Raw genomic sequence first — 24,474 nt, forward strand, 5'->3', positions numbered from 1 at the left:
GAACTAGGAATTAGCAAATGAAACCATTCGCTTCTAAGCATTCTCATACTCAAAATAATCTCAAAGAACATACCCCTGTTTATGACATGGTGGCATTCCGTCGAAAATCCCGACAACTCAAACTCCGCAAACGCTTCAAAAGCCTTATTGAAGGTGGCCTTGTTTCACTCATTGTGGGCTTGACCATTACCCTATTGTTTTTAGGTCATTAATCTAAATTTTACTTATCTATTTATGCCAACTTTATAAACTTAATAGGTAAAAGCTAAGTTTATTCAGTACATAAATTAAAATTTATTACATCTAAAGTTTTGGAAATTATAGGGTTTATCGGAAATATAGAGCGTCATCGACTGTCGTCAGACTCTATATTTCTCACTCTAAATTGAAGACAATACGCCCATGATCAATAGACAGGGGGAGCAATGCACTCAACGTTAGACATAGACAGCCATAAGAAAATGTCGGCTGAAGAAATATTGGAACAGATTGAATTTCCATTGGAAAACTTAGAAAGCTTTTTATACGCAATGACAAAAATGAAAGTGGATGACCACCTAACAGAAAAGGAATTTTCGGCGATCATCAACACGATCCATCATCAAGTGTGCAACATATCCAGAGCCGTTCAGACTAAGTAATAAAAAACCCAGCTTATGCTGGGTTTCTTAAATTATTTATTTTCATTAGCAAATATTTCTCTCCATTTAATTAAACTAAAGTGAGAATTTTTATGAAACTTTAAACCAAATTTTTCAAAACTTTTATGATGAAAACTATTAAATATTTTTGTATTTTCTAAACTAGAAAGTAAAGTTGTTCGAAATGGTGCGATAAAAAATAAAACTACTTGTTCCGAAAGGTTCATTGAATTGCTAATAACTTTAAGAAAAAATTTTCGATCTTCCTTTTTCAAATTTGAACTCTTAATCAAAGTAAATAAGCTCACATAAATTTGAAAATAATCTAACAATGGATAAAAATTATCTCCCGAATTTAATTCTTTAGAAATTAAATGAAATTTTGCTCTAATCATAGGCGGATTTAAGTCTTCTAATTTGTCACCTTTCCATTCATTTCTTAATAATTTTACAAACTCCAAATGAAAGAGTCTAAAGACATCAATTCCCGTAAATTCTTTATCATTGTTTTTTATATATAATAATTTAAGCTTTTCATTCCTTAAATTTAATAAGGCATAAAATTGAGAAGTAAAAAAAGCTAGTTTTGTTTCATTAATTTGGGCATCATGAGTTTTTTTAGCTAAGCTTAATTGTTCTTCCATTGATTTTTTTGCTTGTAAAAGCTGTAAATTAGTTGACTCTTTCGCCTGTGCAACTTGTTCAGCAGTAGCGTCTCTAGCCTGTTTAAGCTGTTCTGACATCGCTTCTCTTGTATCTTTATTTGCTTGTCTCTGCAAATAGGTAGAATAAATAACAATGAGTAATGTTGCAGATGTAAAAAGTGTATTCAAACTTCCATAGATATCTCCCATGGAACCAAAATCTTCTAGATTATCTTTTGTTGAACCTATTCCGATCATTAACCATTTGAAAAATAATGGAAACAGTCCCCACCCTATCAATAAGATAATAAATACAACAATAGCTAAAACAACTTTTTGGGTATTAGTTAGTCCCATTTTTATTACTCAATTACATTTATTTTCAATTATTTAAACTGATTCGCATAAGTCTCAACAAGTGAAACTAAGCCCCCACGCATTTCTTCACGCGTCTGTCTGTATAGCTGCACCAGCTTCTGTTCTTGTTCTGACAGCTCACTTCCCTTCACTTCTGTTGTCCCCCACAGAATAAATGGAATATTAAAGCCACGCTCTTCAAGACGATCTAACTGGTTCATATCCAGCGGTGCACTATGCTTTTCATAACGCACCACAGAATTCTTTTTCACCTGCAATATTTCAGCAAATTTTATCTAAATTTTGAAGCGTAAATCCAATAATAAATATACAAATAATAAGCATTAAAAAACCCCAAGCCTTTAATACCAGCTTGGGGTCTTTGAATCTTGGTCCCGAGGGTCGGGATCGAAGAAGTATTTCAAAACAGTGTATTACAATCATTTTAGGCGGATGAAAGGCGGAAAAAGGTCGATTTATCGTGATTTATTTTTTTGGTGAAGTTTTTATTAGCGATCGACAAAAGTGACAGGAATTCAAAATTTCAAATGACAAAAAAAACAGGTAACAAAAGTAACAGATTCAGAAAATAACAATTAAGAATTTGATTTATAAGTATTATTAATAGATTTTAAAAGGTAACATTTAGGTAACTTCTAAGTAACAAATTACCTAGTTTTTAGGTAACAGGTAGTTACTAATATTATTTATATTTATCAATGATTTAATTAACTTATTACCTTTATTGTTCCCTAATGTTACCTTCCTTAGTAACAGTATTTACTCATTAATTTCAAGTGGTTATATAGTGTTTTTTACTACTGTTACCTTTTTTTGGTTTTCTGATTTTGCTTCTCATATCACCATTAATCATGCTTAAAAATACAGCTTCTTTTTTCTGTAGAATTTAACGGTAAACCTGCAGAAATTTGTTGATTGTTTTGGGCTTAGAATTTCTGTGATCATCACCAGTAGTGGCATAGCTGAGAGGTCAAGATCTGTGGTTCAAAAAATTGTAGAATTATCGACACATTTACTGCCCAGGTGAGGTGGGGGGTCAACCGCCCGGCTGGATTCAAGATCATCTATTTTCTGAATTTTGGCCAAAAAAATGCCCTCGTGATGAGGGCAATTGGATTTATCTGGCTATTGGGTCTCTTATGTCCCATTCTTTACCATTTTTTATGACTTTATTCCCACGTACGATCCTCAACTCAGTACCATCATAATCAAAGACCTTTACTACTCTGCCTTTGTCGTCGATCTCTGCTAATAAATCGCATTGATTGCTTAACATATTACGGTAAACACTTATAAGCTTGAGTGACATTGTATGTCCCTAGTTTGCTTCCTTACCTTTAATATAATTTACTTCAAAGTAATTTTTAAATCGAACAATTGAATCACCAGCCCATTCATTGATTACATTTGCAATGCGTACCTGTTCTGGAACAATTTCGTTATACCAATATGCTTCTCGTGCATCACTAATTGAACCAAACCCACCAGCATTGGATGGGATGATTCCAAGTAACTGTGGCGGTGTTCTGAATGATGCCAATATGTCATCCCGTGTAATGCCTTTGATATTATGGAATTCATCTTTAGCAGCAAGTTCACTGATTGGGATCAACTGAAGTCCATCTTTTTTCCCACCAGGTGCGTGTAGAAATAGATTTCTAAAGTTACCTGGTCCACGTGAATCTTTCATTGCCTGTTTCAATGAATCAACGTCATCGTCATCAATATTAGAATCAGTCATGTACAGAATGAAACCAGCATGAGAGCCATTGTTATAATATTTGCGACGGAACAATGTAGCTGATTCATTTAGCCAGGCAGATTGCAAAGCAGATAAGTACTCTGGGGTGCCATAGATCTCCTGGTCTACATCCAATGTTTTTATCTGACATACAGAACCTTTGGCAAACTCATGTTCTTTATATCCACTTACTAGCATTAAATGCTGGTCGGAGTCTTTCATTCTCCGCATATATTTACCCATCAAGCCACTATACTTGATTGGATCATTTAGCCGGTTATCAATTCGCTGTAGATACCCATTACCAAAGACCAGATTATCAATAACAATTCGTTCAAAATCAGCTGATTTAAATAATGGATGTGATCTAAAAGAAGAAACTAATTGATTCTTTTTAAAGATAATTGCAGTTGAAAGGTATGGTGTTGATCGAAATGATTTAGCCAAACCATTCATGCTGACTGGTGGTTCATAATAGCGACCATTTAACCAAGTCTCGTAATATTGAGAAAAGTCATGTTTATCGAGAACCGGTTCAGGATCTCCAAACGAAAAAGCCTGGACTTTACTGTCAGACATTAAGAAATCTCCATTGTGGATTTTTTGGTTTTACCGTCGTTATTGAGTGATAGAGGTTCATTAAAGAAGGCGTGGAAAAGAGCGAAAGCCAAATCTGCATGGCCAATGTTTTCGGCACGTGATGCCTGGAAAGTCATTTGTTTTTGTGAAGCTGTAAGTGTTTTTTGAATAGCCATTAATGAATGTGCAATTTCGGTATATCCAGCATCGAACTCGAACCGGCCCTTATTAATAACGTCCATCCCTTTCATAACCAGCTGGGTTTTAACATCGATGGAATAAGTAAAAGTTGTTAAGTTGGGGAAGAATTCTTGAACCAATTGCGCCACACCAGTCCCCATTCCAGACTTGTCCAATCCGATATAGGTGACTCGATATTTTTGGCAAATACGTTTGATGAATTCGGCTTGGCTTGCAAAATCCATTCCTTTGAATTGATGATGTTCTAATAATCTAAATTTGTTATATCCAGGTTCAGGTGGTGCAACGACAACTAAACCGGCACTGTCTCCACTCTCTGCTGGATCATAACCAACCCAAACCGGTTTATTTCCGAATGGCCGCAATGCTAGAGGTTTAAAATCATTAGCCCATAACTCCCATGAATCCACCATACATGGCTGAATCACTCGCAATGGGAAAACACTTTGGCCATCATCAACAAACTCACACATGTATAAGTTTGCAAATTCTTCAGTGCTGTTTTCAGCTATCAATTCATCAATATCGAATAAATCACAGCCTTGTCGTTCTGCATCAACAATATTGACGATGTGACGCCACATTTTGTCTGGACAAAGAACGCCATTTCTTAAATTGTCATGGCTTAAATCGATCTCGACTTTTTGGTCCTTCGTCCGACCTTTGTTATAAGCTTCGCCTGTCCAAAATTGATAACCTTCATGCGATTTACTAGACGGAGTTGAAAAATAGGTCCGTTTGTACTGCTTCTGGGAAGCCATTGCTGAAGCAACTTTCTTCAGCTTAGCGAAGCCATGTACCCAAAAAAATTCATCAAAATACAGATCACCATGATAACTTTGTGCTGTATTAGAATTCGTACTTAGGAAAATAAGCTGAACAGTTTCGTTTGTTGGTAATGTTAAAGTGATCGGATCCCCTTGCAGATCCAATCCGATTGACTTGAGAACAAAGTCTTTTATGTATGTTCTGAAACCATGTGCTTGTGCTTTAGATGCTGATAAGAAAATCTGATTTCGGCCAGTGGTTACAGCTTTAATTAATGCTTCTCGGGCAAAATAAAATGTCGCACCAATCTGACGTGATTTTAATAATGCTCTATTTCGTTGTTCACGTGCTCGATACCAAACTTTCTGATATTCGAATAATCCTTCGTCAAAATCTTCTAAAAGTTTATCGACCTGTTCTTCAGTCAGAACATTTTTTTGTGACGGCTTCCGTGGACCAGCATTTCTATTTTTTAGATTAGGATTTAGATCAGTTTCGTTGCCACCGTTATTATATTTATTGATCTTGGCCATACGTTCCAGTTGGCGCATAAGCAGATCAATTTCTTTAAAATCATGTGGGGTTTTTTTCTCTAAGATGATCAACTTTACAAGTTGAGCTTCTAAGGCTTGGGCCACCCTTCCTTCTGGTGCCTGTTCCTCCCACTTGTCTCGAGCTTTCCAGGCATGGACATTTTTATCATTTTCTTTTAAGTATTCTGCAATCGAGCTGACTCGCCACCCCATCCAGTATAAAAACTTTGCTAAGAGGCGGTTATCAAATGTAATTGGCGTGGTTTCAGATAATGTATTCATTGGCTCATTAAGCCAATGCTGAACCGCTAATTCATGCGATTGAACTTGTAAAACGGACTTTTACAAGTTCATTTGATTGATTGTTTTTCGCTTAATTCCGATTCTGCTTAGTACATAAATTTCTAAATTTTAATACTAGGCAGGATTCATCCCTAATGAGTAAGAAATCCAAATTTTTCCGTGTTGCTGTTGCAGGAGCAACAACAGATGGCCGAGTGATTGAACCAGAATGGATTCAACAAATGGCCAAAAATTATAATCTTTCGGTGTATACATCACAGGGTAATATTGAGCATATCCGTAGTGTGTTGCCGGATAGTCCATTCGGTAATTATGCAAAAATTTTAGCATTGAAAGCCCAAGAGGACATGATAGGCGACCAAAAGAAATGGGCGCTTTACGCTCAATGTGAAGCCTATGAAAACTTGCTTGAGCTGCACAAAAAGAACCAAAAGCTATATTGCTCAATTGAAGTAAATCCAAGTTTTGCTGACACCAATGAAGCGTATTTGATGGGCCTTGCCTTCACTGATACACCAGCTTCCTTGGGTACACAAGTTATGGAATTCGCTTCTAAAAATCCTGAAGCAAATCCATTCATTAATAAAAAACAGCAAAAGGACAATTTGTTCACAGCATCACAGGAAATTGATCTTCAATTTGAGGAAGAATCTTCTGTGGCCAATCTGTTTTCAACGGTTATGGACTGGCTAACTCCAAAACAACAAGAACAGGACAATAAAAATAATAGCCAGTTCAGTGAAGTTGCCAAGTCAGTTGAAAAAATTGCTGAAACCTTTGGAAGTACTTTGCAAGATCTTAACAATCTCAAAAACCAGCACACCAAACTTCAAAATGATTTCAATGAGTTGAAATCAAAATTAGGTGGTGAGCATCACTCCCAAACTCCACCAGCGCCAGAAAGTACTGGTAATTTTTCTGAAAAAATCGAGTGCTAATTACAATGAACGAAAATACACGTAAAAAATTCAATTTTACAATTAATAAAATTGCCGAGCTGAATGGCGTTTCAAATGCTTCATCAAAATTTGCAGTGTTGCCTTCTGTAGCTCAGAAAATGGCCGATTCTATCCAATTATCTTCAGATTTCTTGAAGAAGATTAACGTCCATCCTGTTGATGAATTGGAAGGTGAAGTAATTGGTTTAACGCAAGGTTCTACTATTGCAGGCCGTACTAATACCAAATCAGGTACAGCACGAAAAGCCGTGGATCCGACTGGTCTGGAGTCTAATACATACAAATGTGAAAAGACTGATTTTGATGTTGCTTTACGTTATGAAAAAATGGATGCTTGGGCAAAATTCCCTAACTTCTATGAAAAGTGGAAAGCTTTTGTGGACCATGCCATTGCATTAGATATGATCATGATCGGCTGGAATGGAAAATCAGTAGCAGCCACCACAGATCGAAATGCAAATCCTCTTTTACAAGACGTAAATATCGGCTGGTTAGAAAAAATCCGTACCAAAGCACCTGAACGTTATATGAAGGAAGTTGTTGCCGGTTCTGGGAAAATCGTTGTTGGTCCAGCTGGCGACTACAATAACTTGGATGCATTAGTTGTAGACGTAGTAAACAACCTCATTAGTGAAGTACATCAAGATGCAACGGATCTAGTGGTTATCGCTGGTCGTGAATTATTGAATGACAAAAATTTCGCAATTGTTAATGAATCAAAAGACAATACAGATGCGATTGCTGGCCAAGTGTTATTGAGTCAAAAACAAATTGGTGGTTTACCTGCTGCACGTGTTCCATTTTTCCCAGAAAATGCCTTATTGGTTACTTCCTTCGATAACCTATCAATCTATTTCCAGGAACAAGGAAAGCGTCGCAAAATCTATGATAATGCTTCATTAGATCAAGTTGAAGAATTCCAATCTTCTAATGATGCGTATGTCATTGAAGCCTATGAAAAAGTAGGATTCGTCGAAAATATCGAAATTAAAAAATAAGGTGATTTATGTCTAGTCCAGCACGACGACATCGCCTTCAGGTATTGGCCGCAAAAGGTGCGGCCAATACACAAGATGAATTCGGCGGTGTACGTGATGATGCCAGCGTGTATATGTTGCAGTTGGCAGAATTAAAAAATGACCAAAATCTTCTGCGAAATGTCAAATCTGAAATTGAACGTGGAGAACATAAGGCAACTTTAATCCCGAAATATATGCCTTATGTGAATGGTGTTTTATCTGTAGAAGATCGTGTTCCAAATCTTCAGGACCATGTTGTCACTACAATTATGCTTTGGTGTTTTGATGCCAAACAATTTGAAGATGGCCTTCGCATTGCTGAATATGCCTTAAAACATGGCCTTTCAATGCCCGATACCTTTAGCCGAGATACAGCTTCAATTGTTGCTGAAGAAATTGGGAATGCAGCCAAATCTGCTTTTGACAGTGGAGAAATCTTTGATCTATCCATTTTAGAAAAGGCAAATAACATCACTGCAACTTTCAGTATGCATGATCAGATCCGTGCAAAACTCTATGTTGCAATCGGCCGATCTTTCCTACAAATGGAACATGCTCAACCAGCTGTGGATTTCCTAAAACTTGCCATTAAACACAATGACAAATGTGGCGGTAAACAGGATCTTCAACGAGCAGAACGTCTCCTTAAAAAGCAATTAGAAGAAAACCCACCACAGCCATTATTCAATGCTGATGGTTCCCCTGTTGTCGATGATTATGGCAATCAGGTTTATGAGGGTGTTTCTTCTTAACGAGTGCCCAGCACCCACTGAGGGGCAGATCTGAACAAAAGCAAACTTATGTTTTAAGTTATTGTCCCAGATCTCCACCCCTCAACTAACTGAGAAAAATAATGTCAGGATTAATTGCGAACGGTAGCCCAACGAATCAAGATCAAATTATCAGTAGTGATAATTTTTTCCCTTCAGTATCGAGTAACAAGATCCGTGAAGTACTTCGATTAGATTCAAGCGTTACCAATCAACGTTTAATCCCAGCAATCGAAGCAGCGATTATTCATGTAAATGAACAATTAGACTCACTAATCAGCAAAGCCCCATCACTATCTGAAATCACAACAAAAACCGTAAACGGCAAGCCTACCAGCGTAGTTTTATATTTTCGAGCTATTGCAGCTGCAGCTGGGGCAGAACTTAATGAGAAATACCGTTCCTACGATACAACAAGTAATGGATCTCAAAAAGCTGAGGATCTCACGATCACTGTTGATGACTTCAAACGTGACTTACGTTTTGCAATTCGAGATCTTAAAAAAATTAAGCGGTTAAGTGTGGAGTTACTTTAAGTGAAGGAAATCTATGCCAATCAAAATGACACATTAGCTGCAATTTGCTGGCGTGAGTATGGCCGTAGTTCCGGTGTAGTTGAAATATTACTTAATGAAAATCCACATTTATCAGAATTTGGTCCTTTTATTCCAATGGGGACCAAAATATTAATACCGGACATACCAACACAACAAAATAAAGTCCAAAGCGTCCAGCTTTGGGATTGAGAGAATTTATGCCAGAACCAACAACCACAACATCAATGAGCGTCATTAGTTTAAGTGCAATGTCTATTCTGCCATTTATCAATGGCAATGCATTGCTAGGGGCTGTACTTGGTGCAGCGTTTATCGCAAGTACTGAAAAAGACATATCTGCTTTTAAGCGGTTTATGACGCTGATTCTTGCCACGGGTATTGGTTATATCTGTACCCCTTTCATCACTGAAAAAACATGGATCACTTCTGACGCTTTAGCTGGGCTTGTCGCATCTGTGTTTTGTCTTTTTATTCTTACAAAAGCTGTTGATTGGATTAAACAGGCCAATCTTTCAGACATTTTTAAACTCTTTAGAGGAGGAAAAACATGATCGAATTTGTTTTTCAAATTATTGCTCTTTTAGCGTATTTGTTCTGTGGATTCCGCATCGTTTGCTTCAACCACAACGGAAATTACAGACGTAAGTACGCAATATTAGCAACCGTACTGATTGCGTCATTTTTTGGTCAATCAATTCATATTCTTTTCTTTAAAGATCCCGTTGCTTTATGGGATGCCATTTTTGCAATTCTTCTGGCTGTGATTATTTATCGCAGTCAGGGAAATGTGGCCAAGTTATGGAGTAAAGCATGATTTTGAAATTTGGTTCAAAGGGTGATGCCGTTGCAACTTTGCAAAAACAATTGGTCAATCTAGGTTACAAAGGTAAAAATGGTAAACCCTTATCGATTGATGGAAATTTTGGTGGTAGCACAGAACATGCTGTTATCCAATTCCAGAAAGCACAAGGCTTGGTTGATGATGGCAAAGTGGGTGATAAAACACGTGCAGCTTTAGCTGGTGACGATACTTCTAAATTTTTAAAAGCTGAAGATTATAAAAAAGCTGCCCTTCGTCTGAAGGTACCAGAATTATATATTCGTGTGCTGGGTGCAGTTGAAAGTCACGGTGTAGGCTTTTTGAATAACGGTAAAGCAAAAATTCTTTATGAACGTCATCGAATGTATTTCTACTTATGCCAAGCTAAAAGTAAGACATTTGCAAATGACCAAATGAAGAAGGTTCCTAGTTTAGTCAATTTTATTGCAGGCGGTTACAAAGGCAAAGAAGCAGAATATACCCGTTTAAGCTTAGCTATGAATATTCATAAAGATTCAGCTCTTATGTCTACCAGTTGGGGCCAGTTCCAAATTATGGGCGAAAACTGGAAAGATTTAGGTTATAAATCAGTCCAAGAGTTTGTGGATCAACAACAAATTAGTGAATCTCATCAAATGGAAGCATTCCTTCGATTTATTGAATGGAAGCCTGGGCTGTTAGAAGCATTACGTAAAGCAGATTGGCCAACTGTCTTTACGCTTTATAACGGTTCTAATTATAAAAAATTAGGGTACCAAGCTAAATTCCAAAAAGAATGGGATCACTTGGAACCTATTTATGGTGAGAAAAACGCAGCATGAAAAAGCCCCAAGCTTTACGTGAATATATTCTGAATGCCCTTCCTGATCTTCCACAAGATCAGGATCGTTTATTAATATTTGCAAATGAAGGCAAGCTGAGAAGCACCCTTGCACCAGGCTTCAGTTTTGAAATGTCTTATACCCTGGATCTGATTATCACTGATTACTCCGGAGATCCTGAAATCTTCGGAATCGTTATTTTCTCCTGGCTTATGGATAATCAACCAGAATTATTGGCCAACATTAAAAATACTGAAGGGATCCATTTTGAAGCTGAGCTGATTGATAATGGTAAATATGATTTAAATTTCAAAATCCCATTGTCAGAACGTGTGATTGTTAAGAAAAATCAGGAAGGTAAATTCGAGCTTTCATACCCTGTTGAACCCACATACACCGAATTTGAAAAGCCGGTTGATTTTGAACTGATTGATAAAGATGGCAGTATTCTGGCGAAATGGAAGACTGCAGCATCCGATGGCAGATCACTTGATATGCCCTTCCCTGGTAAAAATCCATGAATAATGTTCAGGATCTTGCTGAATATTTCCAACCTTTGTTGGAAAGATTATCTACTGGCCAGCGTGCAAAACTGGCCAAAAATATTGGTAGAGATCTTCGTAAGAATCAACAAAAAAGGATAACAACACAACGTAATCCGGATGGATCTGCTTATGTACCTAGACGTATTCGGATCCGGGAACAGAAAGGCAAAATCAAAAGAAAAATGTTCTCTAAGATTAAGGCCAACGCCCATTTAAAATTGCTGAGTAACAGCGAAGCAATAGCCATTGGATTTATAGGCCGTGTCAATCGAATTGCTAATGTTCACCAGTATGGTCTAAAAGATCGTGCCACAAAAAATGCCCCAGAAACTGTTTATTCAAAACGTGAATTACTTGGCTTCAGCCATGAGGATATTAAACTTACCGAAGAATCATTTATTAAGCATTTGAAAGTTTAAGTGGCTAAGTCCTTCATCAAGTAAAAGTCAGTTTTACAAGTTTGTAGAACTGCAAATCTCAAATCATTACAGCAAAGTGTTGGCATGAATGCTGACATTAATCGTCGTCTTGAAAATATTGTTCGTTTCGGAACAATCAAGACCTTAAATCCGACTAAACCAATTCCACGTGTCACCGTCAATTTAGGCGATATTGAGACACCAGAAATCCGTTGTCTAAATATCCGTTCAGGAGACGATACAACCTGGGACATGCCATCCATAGATGAAGAATGTGTGGTGATTTCACCATGTGGCGATATTGGTCCCACTAGCTTCGTTCTATATGGTTTTTATAACGAAACCAATCCATCCCCTTCAGATAACTTAAACAAAAAAATCAGAATGTTTGCTGATGGTTGTGTCATTGCTTATGACATTTCAGCCCATCATCTTTCCGCAATTTTACCTTCAGGTGGTAAAGCAACGATTACAGCGGATGGTGGCGTGACAGTTAATGGCGACACAACAATAAATGGAAATCTACAAATAAACGGCAGCACGGCAATGACAGGTAATAACACTGTTGGCGGTAGCCAATTAGTGCAAGGAAGTAGCCATTCCACAGGCAGCTTCAGCACAGAAGTTGATGTAAAAGCTGGTGACATTAGCCTTAGAACACATAAAACAACCGGCGTTAAAGCTGGAGGTGATATTTCAGGAGATCCAACTCCATGATGTCTAGAGAAACCGGGAAAGCATTACAAACCGAGATAGATATTATTTATCAATCAGTTAAAGACATTTTAACTACCCCTATTGGGTCAAGAATAATGCGTGAAGAATACGGATCGCTAATTTTCCAATTAATTGATGGTCCATTAGACGAGATTCTTCAACTTCAACTATATGCGGCAACAGCGACAGCCATTATGCAATGGGAAAACCGCATTTTTTTAAGATCCATTTCACTAACCAGAAATGATGATGGCTCAACTTTCTTGGATTTAGATGCTTACCTACACAACATCAATAAAAACGCATCTCTCAAAATCCCATTATCTATAGGGTCCATATTATGAGTATTGATTTCGCTCAATTAAAAAAACCATCAATTATTGAAGAATTTAGTTTCGAGCAAATTTTATCTGAGCGTAAACAAGGCTTACTAAATTTATATGCTGATGATCTGGAAACACAATTAACAATTCATGCAACTTTACAGCGTGAAAGCGAACCTTTAACAAAGTTACTTGAAGAAAGTGCATATAGAGAAATGATTCTTCGGAGTCGTATTAATAATGCGGCATTGAGTGTTTTGCTCGCTTTTGCAGAAAAAACCGATTTGGATGCAGTAGTTGCAAATTATGGGGTAACTAGAAAACTAATCACTCCAGCTGATCAATTCAGCGATGCTGTATATGAGAGTGATGATGCCTTACGTTATAGAGCAAGCCTTGCATTTGATTCATTATCCGTTGCAGGGCCCACGTCTGCTTATGAGTTTCATGCGCTTACTGCAGATGGTCGTGTAGCTGATGCCAAAGCGTCAAGTCCAGCACCATCCGAAGCACTAGTTACGATTCTGCAACGTGACACGGTCAATGGTGAAGCGACTCAAGATCTACTTGCCTCTGTAAATCATTATTTGTCTGATGAAACTCGACGTCCCGTTGCTGATCGTTTAACAGTTCAATCCGTAGAAGCAATTGATTTCGAGTTGATTGCAACGATTTATACCAAGAACTTCCCTGAAGCTGATCCTTTAATTCTAGCTGCCCGAACTGCCGTACAAACTTATTTTGAAGAAAATCGACGAATTGGTCGAACGATTTACTTATCTAAAATTTTTAACTTGTTGCATGTAGCCGGTGTTGTGCATGTCGAGATTGATAACCCGATAAGTGATGTCATGATTTCTGATGTTCAAGTCGCTAACTGCACCCAAATTTTAATTAATTCAGGGGCAGCGTGATGAAGCAATTATTACCACCCAATAGCACAAAATTAGAATTAAACGTTTCAAAGGTGCTAGAAAACACAACCAATTTAACCATTGATATAAAAAAACTGATTAAGCCTTCAGATATCCCAAGCCAGTTTTTACCCCACCTTGCTTGGCAAAACAGTGTCGATCGTTGGAATAGAAACTGGCCAGAAGATTTTAAACGTAAACAGATCAAAATTGCTTTCGATCTACACAAATGCAAAGGCACGATTTCTGCGTTGCGATCAGTTGTAGAAAGCTTTGGATTCGAATTTGAAATATTGGAATGGTGGCAAAAGTCGCCTGAAGGCACACCAGGTACATTTGAATTTAGTGTTGAACTCAATGAAGCGAATTTTGACGAAACTGAATACAACACGTTTATCGACTTAATCAATGATAACAAGCCCTTAACGCGACATTTCACTGCGATTAATTTTAAAAAAAATATTCCAGTGCCTGTGCGGATTGGCTCAACTTTTTACGATGGCCAGCACACCACAATTTATCCCGAATTGCCTGAATTGATTGTCCCTCTTAATTCATTGGCAGCCCATTTCGATTATCAAATTACAGCCGTATTTCCACAGGTATAACCCATGAGTAGTTCAGAATTTTTTACAGTTGTCACCAATCAAGGCTTGGCTGAAATTGCCAAAGCGATCAATGAAGATCGAAAAGTAGGCTTCAAATTTATGTCGTTTGGTGATGGGAATGGGGCTACTCCTTTGCCATCACCAAGCAAAGAAGCTTTAGTAAATGAAGTTCAACGTGTTGAAGTCAATAGTGTTGAAATTCATCCTGAAAATGCAAATTGGGTTATCGTAGAAGCGATTTTACCCGCCCACATTGGCGGATTTTTAATTCGAGAATGTGGATTACATGATGAATCTGGAAAATTAATTGCATACGGTAATTATCCCACTACTCATAAACCTATTTCGAGTTCTGGTGCAGCTCGAATTCTAACAATCCACTTGATTTTACAAGTGAGTAATACCGATGCTGTTGAACTGATCGTAGACCCCAACATTATTCTAGCGACTCGAAAGTATGTAGATGATGCACTGGCCAAAGTTGATACGGTGACATTAAAGCATTTTGGTGCAGTTTTAGATGGTGTGACCAATGATGCTTTGCCCTTATACCAAGCACTTTCAAGCAATAATTTGATTGAAGTTAGGGCACCGCTATTTGCTCAAATTCAAGATCCAAATCATGCAAAAGTCATTTTAGAAAACTTACATAAACTTATTATTTACGTGCCTTCAGTAATCAAGCTGCCACCACATTTGATCGAATTTAATGCTGACTACATTACAAAATTAACCAGCAGTCATTCCTTATTACAAATACATGGCTTTGATCCAGCACCCGTAAAAATTACGAATGTGATTAGTGCTTCAGGTGGATATGGAGAATGGGATGTAGTCTATGAAATGGAAGATGCCAGTAATATTCAACCGAATAACTATATAAAAATCGACAACGTAATTGGTGGGAAAACTTGGTTCGAACGCGCCACAGATCGACTCAAACCTTATCCAGGTGAATTGGCTGTAGGTGTAAATAAACTTGGGATTGTCACATCATCGGGAATAACAGTTACATTCCCGAGTGCAAAGGAAAATATCAGCAAATACTTAGAAATTGGGATGCTATTAACAGTAAAGGGGCAAACTCGTATTATCAGTACGATTGACGATAATGCCAAAACATTGACTGTAAATACCGCATTTGAATCGAATGCAACTTCAGAAGAAGATAATGCTGGATTTGACAAGGATTTAACCAATTATCAATGGTGGTACTACACATATCAATCAAATGGCAGTATTTCAATTGCAGCAGATAGTATGTGTACTGGTATAGGAACAAACTTCACAGCTTATAATATTGGAGATTTGATCCTTTTTGATGGATGTGTTGCTGAGATTCTTACGATTAACAGTGATACTAGCATGCAATTAAGTTCTAGCATTGTTGTAAATAACGTCAAATTTACACGCTTAAAATGTCCAATGATCAAGCATGAAGGGACATGGCTTGTTACTGCTAAAAATGGCAATCAAATCACAGTAAAACAGCATTGTTGGCATGGATATAAAGCTGCAGTTTTAACAAATGGCGTTATTACGCAGCCTGAATTGCCGGGGATTGCTCCTCCCGTCCAAGGCTGGATCGGAGCTGAAGCGAAACTTTTAAAAACAGTCTTAAAACAGAATAAATTGACGGGGAATGGCTTAGAAAGTACACAAGGTGCATCAATCACAAAAATTGATAATCTCGTGATTAGTTCAATAGCAAATAACACAGGCACAGCAATTGATCTAAAAGGTTTAGGATCTGCTTATGATGCAATTCAAAGTCAAGTTGTACTAGGTTCAAACACAGCAGTCTCAAGATTCAACTATGCAGTGGATTGCTTTGCCGGGTCAGTACTGCATGCACCTGGTGCACATTTCAGTGGCCAAAGAGGATCAGCCGTTCAAAGTATCGATGGTGGACAAACCTATTTACGTGGATCTGTCATCTCAGGTCCAGGTGGCATTGGAGCAATGGTTTCAGGTGGCTACTCTCGTATGTCGACTGCACGTATTATCGGCGCAAAGCTTCAGGCAATTCGTACTGATGTTGGTGGCTTCGTTTATTCAGATTCTGGCTTTATTTTTGGTTGTGGAAGCCACGGTATTATGAATGTCAACTTGTCTGGTATGCAGTGGTGTGATGGATACTCAATCTGTAATCAATATGATGGAATTAACTTACAAAATGGAGCAAGTGGCCGTTACACCCGGACATTCTTAGCATGCAACGGCAATCGCAGTATGTCGATCACATCATCAAATGGTGAAGCTGGGCAAATTTGGTCAACAGGTTGTAAGGGTACAAATACAGGCGTAATCGTTAACAATAGCCGTTTTGCACTTACCAATGCCGCAATTACTGGAAATGGCGGTATCGGTATTTATGCTTTAAGTGCAGCAAATGTTTCAGCAAAAAATGTCTATATCAGCAAGAATAAAAACAATGGTATTCGGGCAGTGCAAAAGAGTGTTGTCGATATTATCGGAGGATTCTGTGCAAACAATGCTGCAGCAATCCAAATCAACTCAACCAACGCTAGTGTACTTGTCACGGGCAATGAGTCGATTATTGAAGGCACCCAAATTATCAGCTCTCAATATACCAATAACATCATTATGGGGCCAGGTTCGGTTTATAAAATCGATTATCAAAATACAGCAGCAACATACACATTTGGTTGTATTCATATCTATGGAACAACATTGCCGACAGCTCGTGGCATGGTCTATTTCCGCAAAGGCATCCAACCTGCTTCCAATAAAGAGTGGGGAAATGATGCACTAATTGTTGGTACAGGCGTAAAAACTGAAGCGGATGCGGTAGCCGATAAACTTATGGTTTCAGCAGCCGATGATGGATGTCTATATCTCGTTTGGGGTGGGACTGGAGCCATTCAATTCTCTTATAACTTATTAGGAAGACTCTAATGAATTGCAGCTTTGAACCAATCACCAGTAATCTCTTTAGAATTATTGGTGGTGAACATGATGGCCTAGAAATCTCGGTAAAAACAAATGAAACACCTGAAAGTGCTTATAATCTGCTTTCTGAAATGCCTGTTACCCATTTCCCTCAGTTACATGACTTTCAATTCAAAACCATGTTGAAAACAACAGGATTATACGATGTATTAATGTCGAATTTAGAAAAGATCAAAGATGTGGATATGACGTTTGGCTGTTTAGTAGAAACAGTTTTGACAATTTCATCATTAAAAAAATATATTTTTGAAGATACAACAAAATTTTTACAGCAGATCATTACAATCACACAAGATCCTGTTTTATTAGCTTTAGATGAAAACAAAATTCATGAATTATGGAATCAAGCTTTAGCGATTGTGGTCTAAACTTCTAAGGATTTTACTTGTAATCTCATCAAGTAAAATACCCTTTTACAAGTTCAGAAACTTAATATTTTCCTGAACTCATGCAAGCCTGTTTGTTGAATTAAAAACTCATTAAACAGGCTTTTTTTATGGCAGAAAATTATCACCACGGCATACGGGTTTTTGAATTGAGTGATGGGAACCGACCTATTCGGACCATTGCAACTGCAATTCAAGGATTCGTTGCTACTGCAGAAGATGCGGATCCATTGGTATTTCCGGAAAACGTACCAGTTTTATTAACCAATACCCAAACTGCAGTCGCTAAAGCAGGGACAAAAGGAACACTTCGCAAAGCCCTTCAAGCAATGGCAAACCAGGCTAATTCTGTTTGTGTGGTTGTACGTGTAGCTTCAGCTGTTGATGAAGCTACACAAACTGCCAACGTAATTGGAACAGTTACAGCTGAAGGAAAATATACCGGCTTAAAAGCCTTATTGATGGCTAAATCAAAGCTTGGTGTTCAACCACGTATCATTGGTGCACCAGGACTCGATACTCAAGAAGTAACAACTGAACTTGTTGTTATTGCACAAAAATTACGAGCATTTGCTTATGCATATTGTTGGGGATGCAAAACCAAAGAAGAAGCTGTGGCATATCGTGAAGCGTTTGGTGCACGTGAACTTATGCTTATTTGGCCGAACTTTGTGGCATTCAATACAACCACAGCTCAAACCGAAACAGTACCAGCTGTTGCAGTAGCAATGGGCCTACGTGCAAAGATTGATAACGATATTGGCTGGCACAAAACATTATCCAATGTTGCAGTAAATGGCGTGACTGGTATCGATGCTGATGTGACATGGGACCTTCAGGATCCAGCAACGGATGCCGGTTATCTCAACAGTAATGAAATTACCACGCTTATTCAGCATGAAGGATTTCGCTTCTGGGGATCACGCACGTGCTCAGGTAACCCATTATTCCCATTTGAAAACTATACCCGTACAGCTCAAGTACTTGCTGATACTGTTGCAGAATCTCACATTTGGGCCGTGGACCTTCCCCTTCATGGCTCTTTGGCCACAGATATTATCGAAGGCTTAAAGGCCAAAATTCGTGAACTGACGCGAAATAAATATTTGATTGGTGGTGATGCCTGGTTCGATCCTGAAGCCAATTCAAAAGACACCTTAAAAGCAGGGAAACTAGCCACAGATTATGACTACACCCCTGTCCCACCGTTAGAAGATCTAACTTTCCGCCAACGTATCACGGATCGTTATCTTGCTGACTTCGCTTCACAAGTAGGAGTTTAATGCATGGCTTTACCAAGCAAGCTAAAAAACATGAACTATTTCAATGAAGGGAATAGTTATTTAGGAAAAATTAAAACTGTCGTTCTCCCTAAATTGGGCCGTAAGACTGAAGATTACCGTGGTGGCGGTATGAACGGTACAGTTAAAACAGACTTAGGCATGTCAGATGATGGCCTAGTGCTTGAGTCGACCTTTGGCGGTTTAGATCTCATTACATTACGTCAATTTGGGATGGAGAAGATTGACGGTGTCTATATACGTTTTGCCGGTGCATATCAGCGCGACGACACTGGTGAAGTAGATGCTGTAGAAGTTGTTGTTCGTGGTCGTCATGAGGAAATTGATGGTGGAGATGCAGCACCAGGTGAAGATACTGAACACAAAGTCACTACCAATTGCGTTTACTACAAACTGACTATTAATGGCGTTGTTGAAGTCGAAATTGACCTACTTGGCTTCAAAGAAGTCATTGGTGGTGTGGATCGTCTCGAAAAACAACGTAATGCTATCGGCTTATAAGTTTCCTTCCCTTCTGTGGTCCAGTGCTGCAGAAGGTATTTTTATTTAATTTTTAGGATATATTCAAATGTCTCAACTTGAACAAGTAGTAAACCAAGACCTTATTAAAAACCCAAATGAAGAAGTGGTGACTTTAGAAGAACCAATTCGAATAGGTGAAAATCTTATTACCCAGGTGACGATTCGAAAGCCAGGTGTAAAAGCCTTATCGGGTACTTCATTAAAAGATATTTATAACCACGATGTGGATGCACTTTGCCGTGTACTTCCCCGTGTAACAACACCGGCATTAACACCACAACAAATTGTCATGATGGATCCAGTCGACTTTGCACAACTAGGAGGGCATTTAGTCACTTTTTTGTACCCAAAAGAAATGCAGAAGATGCTGAAAGAACAGACGATGTAAGTCTAGTGGACGATGTGGATGAGGCAATAGCAAATATTGCCGTCATCTTCCATTGGCCACCTAGTACCTATGATGACATGGATATTGCTGAATTAACGAAATGGCATCAACTGGCACTAAAACGTAATCAACCACCTAAATAAATAGAATCCACCTATTATGGCCAGACTAAAATTAGAAGTCCTTTTCAACGGTATTGATAAATTATCGGGACCCATCGCAAACATCGTAGGTGGATCCAAATCAATGGCTGCAATCTTAAAAAGAACGACTTCAGAATTAAAAGAACTCAATGCACAGCAAAGAAAAATTGAGAACTATCGATCACTTCAAGCTGCCATTGGCAAAACTTCCGCAGCATTAAAAAAATACCGTGATGAATACAAATTACTGAAGGATCAAAGTAAAACTGGAAGCCTTACAGAAGATCAAGTGAAGCGTATGAAATCACTTGAACAGGCAATCCGACGTACTTCGGCAACATTCAAACAACAGGGTGCAGAATTATCCAGTGTTACACGGGATCTAAACGTTGCTGGTATCAATGTAAATCGTCTGGCTGAAGATGAAACCAGGCTTCGGCAGCGTACCCATCAAGCCACAATGGAGCTGAACCAACAACAACAAGCATTACAACGTCTGAACCGAGCACAACAGCAATATCACCGCTATAGTTCAATTGCACGAAATGGAGCAGCTGCAGGTATGACCGCTGGTTTTGGCGGAGTTGGTTTACTTTACGCCATGCGCCAGCCCATTAATGAAAGCAAACGTGTAGACGTTGAAAGTAATCGTATTGCTGCACTTGGCATGGGTGAAGATGTAACACGCAAAGCGATTAAATACGCTGAAGCAATGGACACATTTGGGACTTCTATCCTGGATAACATGACATTGTTACGTGACGGACTCACTATTTTCTCAGACCTACATCATGCGGAAATGGTGGCGCCTACCCTGGCAAAAATGAAATTTTCAAATCAGGCAATGTTTGGCCATGAAAAAGGCGAAGAAAATGAACGTGCTTTCATGGACATGCTCAAAGTTATTGAACTCCGTGGTGGCTTAAAAAGTGAAAAAGCCTTTCAGGATCAGGCCAACAAGATTCAACAAGTCATCACCGCCACTGGTGGACGTGTACAGGGTAATGAATGGCTGAATGCGATCAAAACAGGTGGTATTGCGGTTAAAGGTCTTACAGATGAAGCCTTGTATTACAAAATGGAATCCATTGTCCAGGAATGGGGTGGAAACCGCTTTGGTACAGCTGCCATGTCTGCATATCAGAATATTTACCAGGGCCGAACCACAAAACGTGCAGCTAACAATATGCTTAAACTTGGATTGGTCGAAGATCCAAGTAAATTAAAACATGATAAAGCTGGACAAATTTCCTATCTGGATGTGGGAGCCATTAAAGGTGCCGATATTTTCAAAAAGGACCAATTCGCATGGATGGAGCAAATTCTTCTCCCTACGCTGGCCAAGAATGGGATCACAGAAAAAAGTGATGTATTAGATGCCATCGGCAGTATCTTCACCAATCGAACGGCATCAAATTTATTCGGTGATATGTACCTTCAGCGTGACATCATCAATAAAAGTGCAAAAATGAATGCCGGTGCCGATAACATCGACCAGTTATACGGCAAAGCGTCCAATACAACCGCTGGTAAAGAATACGAAGCCAAAGCCAAATTACATGACGCTTATTTAAAATTTGGCCGTACCATTCTCCCGATCTACACCAAAGCAATTGAAATGGCCACCAATGCAACTCAATCGTTTACTGCTTGGATGGATAAAAACCCAACTGCAGCAAAAGCCCTGGGGACTGGTCTGATTATTGTGGCCACTAGTTTAGTCGCCATAGGTGGTGCACTTCTTGTTTTATCACCTTTACTTCTTGGAATGGCAAGTCTGCGCCTAGTCATGACCTCTCTGACAATGGGCGGATCTGTTTTTGCTTCTGTATTCTCTAAAATTCCAGCTGTATTTGGTCTGCTTAAAATGGCCTTTATGGGTGTTGGCCAAGCTTTCTTATTTCTTGGCCGTTTAATGTTGGCCAATCCGATTGGCTTGGCTATTACTGCAATTGCCCTTGGTGCGTACCTTATTTATAAAAATTGGGAACCAATCAAAGGATTCTTTTCTGGACTGTGGGGACAAGTAAAAACTGCATTTAGTGGCGGTATATCAGGTGTTTCAGCCTTAATTATTAACTGGTCCCCTATCGGCCTTTTCTATTCCGCATTTGCAAAGGTAATGTCCTGGTTCGGCATCGATCTACCAGCAAAGTTTACCGGCTTTGGCAGCATGATTTTAACCGGCCTAAAAAATGGGATCTTATCCAAAGTAGGGGAAGTTAAAGATGCTCTCTCCGGAGCAGTAGAGGGGGTAATTAACAAGGCCAGAACAATCCTGGGCATCCACTCCCCTTCTCGTGTATTTATGGGCATTGGTGACTACACCATGCAAGGTATGGCGTTAGGCATTGCCCAAAACTATAACTTGCCAGTTAAGGCTACCCAGCAAGCAACACGTAACGTCATTACTACTGGCACCACAGCCAAAGTAACGCCCGTTACTCCAATTAGTGCAAATCGTGGGGGTGGCAGCTTTATCAGCAACGATACCATTCACATCACAATTAAAGCAGAACAGGGCCAGCCAGTCCGTGAAACTGCAAAAGCAATCAGAGAAGAAATGCAACGTATTCAACAAGAACAAGTTGATGCACGACGTCGCTTTCTAACAGATTCGGAGTAAACAAACATGATGATGGTTCTAGGTTTATTCGTGTTTTCATTACGAACTGCTTCTTATGAAGAATTACAACGTGTCACCAGCTGGCGACACCCAAGTAATAACCGGATTGGTAATACACCGGCTTATCAGTTTACTGGTAAAGGGGAAGATACAATTACCCTGAAGGGAACCACCTACCACGAACTGACGCACAGCCGTGTCACTTTGGACCAGATCAGAGCAATGGCAGATACAGGCAAGGCTTATACATTGATTGAAGGTACAGGCAAGATTTATGGTCTTGTCATTATCGAAAGCCTAGATGAAACCAAAACATATTTTTTCAAAGATGGTGCAGCCAGAAAAACTGATTTCACCATTACCTTAAAGGTAATTAAGGAATGGCAACCAACCTTAATGGGATCTCTTATCGGTATGGCAGCTGGTGCGCTGAATCGGGCAATTTAAATGTTTGAACAAGCAATTAAAACTTTTGAAGGCTATGCATCCGCATATCAATCTGAAACTGAATATCCATCATGTATTTATAAAATTGAAGTGGAAGGTAATGACATTACCTATCTGATTGCAGGACGCTTAATTTCGCTGACGCTCAAGGATAACCGTGGCCTTGTGGTCGACTCACTTGAAATTGAATTAGACGATACAGATAGCCAGTTAGAAATTCCACCTGAAGGAGCGATTATTCAAGCCTGGATCGGCTGGTCAAACACTGGCTTAGTGCATAAAGGAAAATTCAAAGTTGAGTCTACAAGTCACCGTGGTGCACCAGATGTTTTAACAATTTCAGCCTTCAGTAATGATATTTCTGAAGGTCTGAAACAGAAGCGTGAACGTAGCTTCAGCAAGAAAACAATTAAGGAGATTTTTGAAACCATTGGTGCCGAATATGAATTAAAAACCATTGTTCATGATTCATTGGCCAATCAGGTAATTTCGTACATTGCGCAGAATGAAAGTGATGCCAATTTGATAACACGAATTGCCGACGAACATGATGCTATTGCTACGGTAAAGAACAGCCATTTAATTTTATTGCCCCGTGGTACCAGTCAAACCGTATCAGGTTTACCCCTCCCCACTGTTTATATTATCCGTGCTGAAGGTGATGGTCATAATTACACAACTGGCACCGGCACGGACCGGATCACTGGCGTGAAGGCATATTATTATGATGCTTCCAAATCCAAAAAGCTTTATGTCGTTGCTGGTGATAATGAGGACAATTTAAAAGAGATCCGTTATATCCACCGTGACAAGAAAACGGCAGAGCTGGCAGCCCAGGCAGAATACAACCGGTGCAAACGATCTGCACAAAAGCTGAGTTACACCCTGGCGTATGGTCGTCCGGAGATTATCCCGGAACAGGAATTTATCTTCTCCGGTTTAAAGCCACAAATTGAAGATATTGTCTGGTTAGGGACCAACATCACACATACGATCAATGACAATGGTTTTACAACAGCTGTTGAACTCGAAGTCCAACTTCCAAGTGCAGATGATATTTCTACCTTATTTGAAGCAAGAGATCCGGAACAAGATAAACCAGCCAAGAAGAAAAAAACGGGTAGAAATTATGCCGAATATACCGGTGTAATCGTCTATTACCATGATAAAGGTAAAACCAATACCTTAACTTCAGGTGATCAAACTAATCCGCTGAAGTTGACGCATTTATATGTGAGTAAAGGGACTGCAACAGTCGCATTAAAACGAGAACAGGCCAGAATTGACCGAGCCAGAAAAGGCAAATAAAAAAAATCCTTGCTGGGGTAAGCAAGGACACAAAAGGAAATGGTTTTTCAACACAAAAAGAATAATAATCACCATTTAACGTTATTACTGTATTACAATTGTAAAACTTAGTACGATAAA

General features: G+C 38.9%; 29 protein-coding genes. 25 read left to right on the top strand and 4 right to left on the bottom strand.

What is annotated here, in order from left to right; translation table 11 throughout:
* Positions 1-17 precede the first annotated feature (17 nt).
* Positions 18-212 carry a hypothetical protein gene (locus tag F902_RS19825; protein WP_005206232.1) on the top strand — a complete coding sequence of 65 codons (195 nt, stop codon included), beginning with the start codon at positions 18-20 and terminating at the stop codon, positions 210-212.
* Positions 213-425: 213 nt separating this feature from the next.
* The gene (locus F902_RS22935) at positions 426-641 is read left to right on the top strand and encodes a hypothetical protein (RefSeq protein ID WP_005206234.1); all 216 of its coding nucleotides are present in this window, start codon (positions 426-428) and stop codon (positions 639-641) included.
* A gap of 32 nt (positions 642-673) precedes the next feature.
* On the opposite strand, the gene F902_RS19835 is transcribed toward F902_RS22935, so the two are convergent.
* The 4 genes from F902_RS19835 to F902_RS19855 form a co-directional block, all read right to left on the bottom strand.
* Positions 674-1,642 carry a hypothetical protein gene (locus F902_RS19835; RefSeq protein WP_005206236.1) on the bottom strand — a complete coding sequence of 323 codons (969 nt, stop codon included), beginning with the start codon at positions 1,640-1,642 and terminating at the stop codon, positions 674-676.
* Positions 1,643-1,671: 29 nt separating this feature from the next.
* On the bottom strand, positions 1,672-1,914 hold the full coding sequence (locus tag F902_RS19840; RefSeq protein WP_005206238.1) for a hypothetical protein: 243 nt from the start codon (positions 1,912-1,914) through the stop codon (positions 1,672-1,674).
* Positions 1,915-2,981: 1,067 nt separating this feature from the next.
* Positions 2,982-3,983, bottom strand: a complete 1,002-nt coding sequence (locus tag F902_RS19850; RefSeq protein ID WP_005206241.1) for a phage portal protein — start codon at positions 3,981-3,983, stop codon at positions 2,982-2,984.
* Positions 3,983-5,767, bottom strand: a complete 1,785-nt coding sequence (locus F902_RS19855; protein WP_005206243.1) for a terminase large subunit domain-containing protein — start codon at positions 5,765-5,767, stop codon at positions 3,983-3,985. The genes F902_RS19850 and F902_RS19855 overlap by 1 nt, the downstream gene beginning before the upstream one ends.
* A gap of 155 nt (positions 5,768-5,922) precedes the next feature.
* On the opposite strand from F902_RS19855, the gene F902_RS19860 reads away from it, so the two are divergent.
* The 23 genes from F902_RS19860 to F902_RS19970 all read left to right on the top strand — a co-directional run bounded on the left by F902_RS19860 (position 5,923) and on the right by F902_RS19970 (position 24,354).
* Positions 5,923-6,726, top strand: coding sequence for a GPO family capsid scaffolding protein (locus tag F902_RS19860; protein WP_005206245.1), 804 nt, complete (start codon positions 5,923-5,925; stop codon positions 6,724-6,726).
* 5 nt (positions 6,727-6,731) lie between these two features.
* The gene (locus F902_RS19865; protein WP_005206247.1) at positions 6,732-7,745 is read left to right on the top strand and encodes a phage major capsid protein, P2 family; all 1,014 of its coding nucleotides are present in this window, start codon (positions 6,732-6,734) and stop codon (positions 7,743-7,745) included.
* Positions 7,746-7,753: 8 nt separating this feature from the next.
* Complete coding sequence (gpM, locus tag F902_RS19870) at positions 7,754-8,518, top strand: phage terminase small subunit (protein ID WP_005206249.1); 765 nt, start codon at positions 7,754-7,756, stop codon at positions 8,516-8,518.
* Positions 8,519-8,619: 101 nt separating this feature from the next.
* Positions 8,620-9,072 (top strand): head completion/stabilization protein, encoded by a 453-nt coding sequence (locus F902_RS19875; protein ID WP_005206251.1) that lies wholly within the window; start codon positions 8,620-8,622, stop codon positions 9,070-9,072.
* Positions 9,073-9,282, top strand: a complete 210-nt coding sequence (locus tag F902_RS19880) for a tail protein X (RefSeq protein ID WP_005206254.1) — start codon at positions 9,073-9,075, stop codon at positions 9,280-9,282. It abuts the gene before it with no gap.
* 8 nt (positions 9,283-9,290) lie between these two features.
* On the top strand, positions 9,291-9,644 hold the full coding sequence (locus tag F902_RS19885) for a putative holin (RefSeq protein ID WP_005206256.1): 354 nt from the start codon (positions 9,291-9,293) through the stop codon (positions 9,642-9,644).
* Positions 9,641-9,907, top strand: coding sequence for a phage holin family protein (locus F902_RS19890; protein ID WP_005206258.1), 267 nt, complete (start codon positions 9,641-9,643; stop codon positions 9,905-9,907). Before F902_RS19885 ends, F902_RS19890 begins: the two co-directional genes overlap by 4 nt.
* A complete protein-coding gene (locus tag F902_RS19895) occupies positions 9,904-10,734 on the top strand; it encodes an N-acetylmuramidase domain-containing protein (RefSeq protein WP_005206260.1) in 831 nt (276 codons plus the stop codon). The genes F902_RS19890 and F902_RS19895 overlap by 4 nt, the downstream gene beginning before the upstream one ends.
* Positions 10,731-11,255: a phage tail protein gene (locus tag F902_RS19900; RefSeq protein ID WP_005206262.1), complete on the top strand. Its 525-nt coding sequence runs from the start codon at positions 10,731-10,733 to the stop codon at positions 11,253-11,255. Before F902_RS19895 ends, F902_RS19900 begins: the two co-directional genes overlap by 4 nt.
* Positions 11,252-11,698, top strand: a complete 447-nt coding sequence (locus tag F902_RS19905; protein WP_005206264.1) for a phage virion morphogenesis protein — start codon at positions 11,252-11,254, stop codon at positions 11,696-11,698. The genes F902_RS19900 and F902_RS19905 overlap by 4 nt, the downstream gene beginning before the upstream one ends.
* Positions 11,699-11,782: 84 nt before the next feature.
* Positions 11,783-12,415: a phage baseplate assembly protein V gene (locus tag F902_RS19910; protein ID WP_005206265.1), complete on the top strand. Its 633-nt coding sequence runs from the start codon at positions 11,783-11,785 to the stop codon at positions 12,413-12,415.
* Positions 12,412-12,759, top strand: coding sequence for a GPW/gp25 family protein (locus F902_RS19915; protein ID WP_005206266.1), 348 nt, complete (start codon positions 12,412-12,414; stop codon positions 12,757-12,759). The genes F902_RS19910 and F902_RS19915 overlap by 4 nt, the downstream gene beginning before the upstream one ends.
* Positions 12,756-13,652, top strand: coding sequence for a baseplate assembly protein (locus F902_RS19920; protein WP_005206267.1), 897 nt, complete (start codon positions 12,756-12,758; stop codon positions 13,650-13,652). The genes F902_RS19915 and F902_RS19920 overlap by 4 nt, the downstream gene beginning before the upstream one ends.
* On the top strand, positions 13,652-14,260 hold the full coding sequence (locus F902_RS19925; protein ID WP_005206268.1) for a phage tail protein I: 609 nt from the start codon (positions 13,652-13,654) through the stop codon (positions 14,258-14,260). Before F902_RS19920 ends, F902_RS19925 begins: the two co-directional genes overlap by 1 nt.
* Positions 14,261-14,263: 3 nt before the next feature.
* Entirely contained in the window at positions 14,264-17,179 is a 2,916-nt protein-coding gene (locus F902_RS19930) for a phage tail protein (RefSeq protein WP_005206269.1), read from the top strand.
* Positions 17,179-17,601: a hypothetical protein gene (locus F902_RS19935; protein WP_005206270.1), complete on the top strand. Its 423-nt coding sequence runs from the start codon at positions 17,179-17,181 to the stop codon at positions 17,599-17,601. The genes F902_RS19930 and F902_RS19935 overlap by 1 nt, the downstream gene beginning before the upstream one ends.
* A 128-nt stretch (positions 17,602-17,729) precedes the next feature.
* Positions 17,730-18,902 (top strand): phage tail sheath protein, encoded by a 1,173-nt coding sequence (locus F902_RS19940; protein ID WP_005206271.1) that lies wholly within the window; start codon positions 17,730-17,732, stop codon positions 18,900-18,902.
* A 3-nt stretch (positions 18,903-18,905) separates the two neighbouring features.
* Entirely contained in the window at positions 18,906-19,421 is a 516-nt protein-coding gene (locus F902_RS19945) for a phage major tail tube protein (RefSeq protein WP_005206272.1), read from the top strand.
* A 67-nt stretch (positions 19,422-19,488) separates the two neighbouring features.
* Positions 19,489-19,830 (top strand): phage tail assembly protein, encoded by a 342-nt coding sequence (locus tag F902_RS19950; protein WP_005206273.1) that lies wholly within the window; start codon positions 19,489-19,491, stop codon positions 19,828-19,830.
* Between the two features lie 14 nt (positions 19,831-19,844).
* Positions 19,845-19,973: a GpE family phage tail protein gene (locus F902_RS19955; RefSeq protein WP_228129750.1), complete on the top strand. Its 129-nt coding sequence runs from the start codon at positions 19,845-19,847 to the stop codon at positions 19,971-19,973.
* A 103-nt stretch (positions 19,974-20,076) separates the two neighbouring features.
* Positions 20,077-22,599, top strand: a complete 2,523-nt coding sequence (locus tag F902_RS19960) for a phage tail tape measure protein (RefSeq protein ID WP_005206274.1) — start codon at positions 20,077-20,079, stop codon at positions 22,597-22,599.
* 6 nt (positions 22,600-22,605) lie between these two features.
* Positions 22,606-23,046, top strand: a complete 441-nt coding sequence (locus F902_RS19965) for a phage tail protein (RefSeq protein ID WP_005206275.1) — start codon at positions 22,606-22,608, stop codon at positions 23,044-23,046.
* Positions 23,047-24,354: a contractile injection system protein, VgrG/Pvc8 family gene (locus F902_RS19970; RefSeq protein WP_005206277.1), complete on the top strand. Its 1,308-nt coding sequence runs from the start codon at positions 23,047-23,049 to the stop codon at positions 24,352-24,354.
* Positions 24,355-24,474: the final 120 nt, after the last annotated feature.

It is taken from the genome of Acinetobacter higginsii (genome assembly GCF_000369525.1).
Lineage (GTDB): Bacteria > Pseudomonadota > Gammaproteobacteria > Pseudomonadales > Moraxellaceae > Acinetobacter > Acinetobacter higginsii.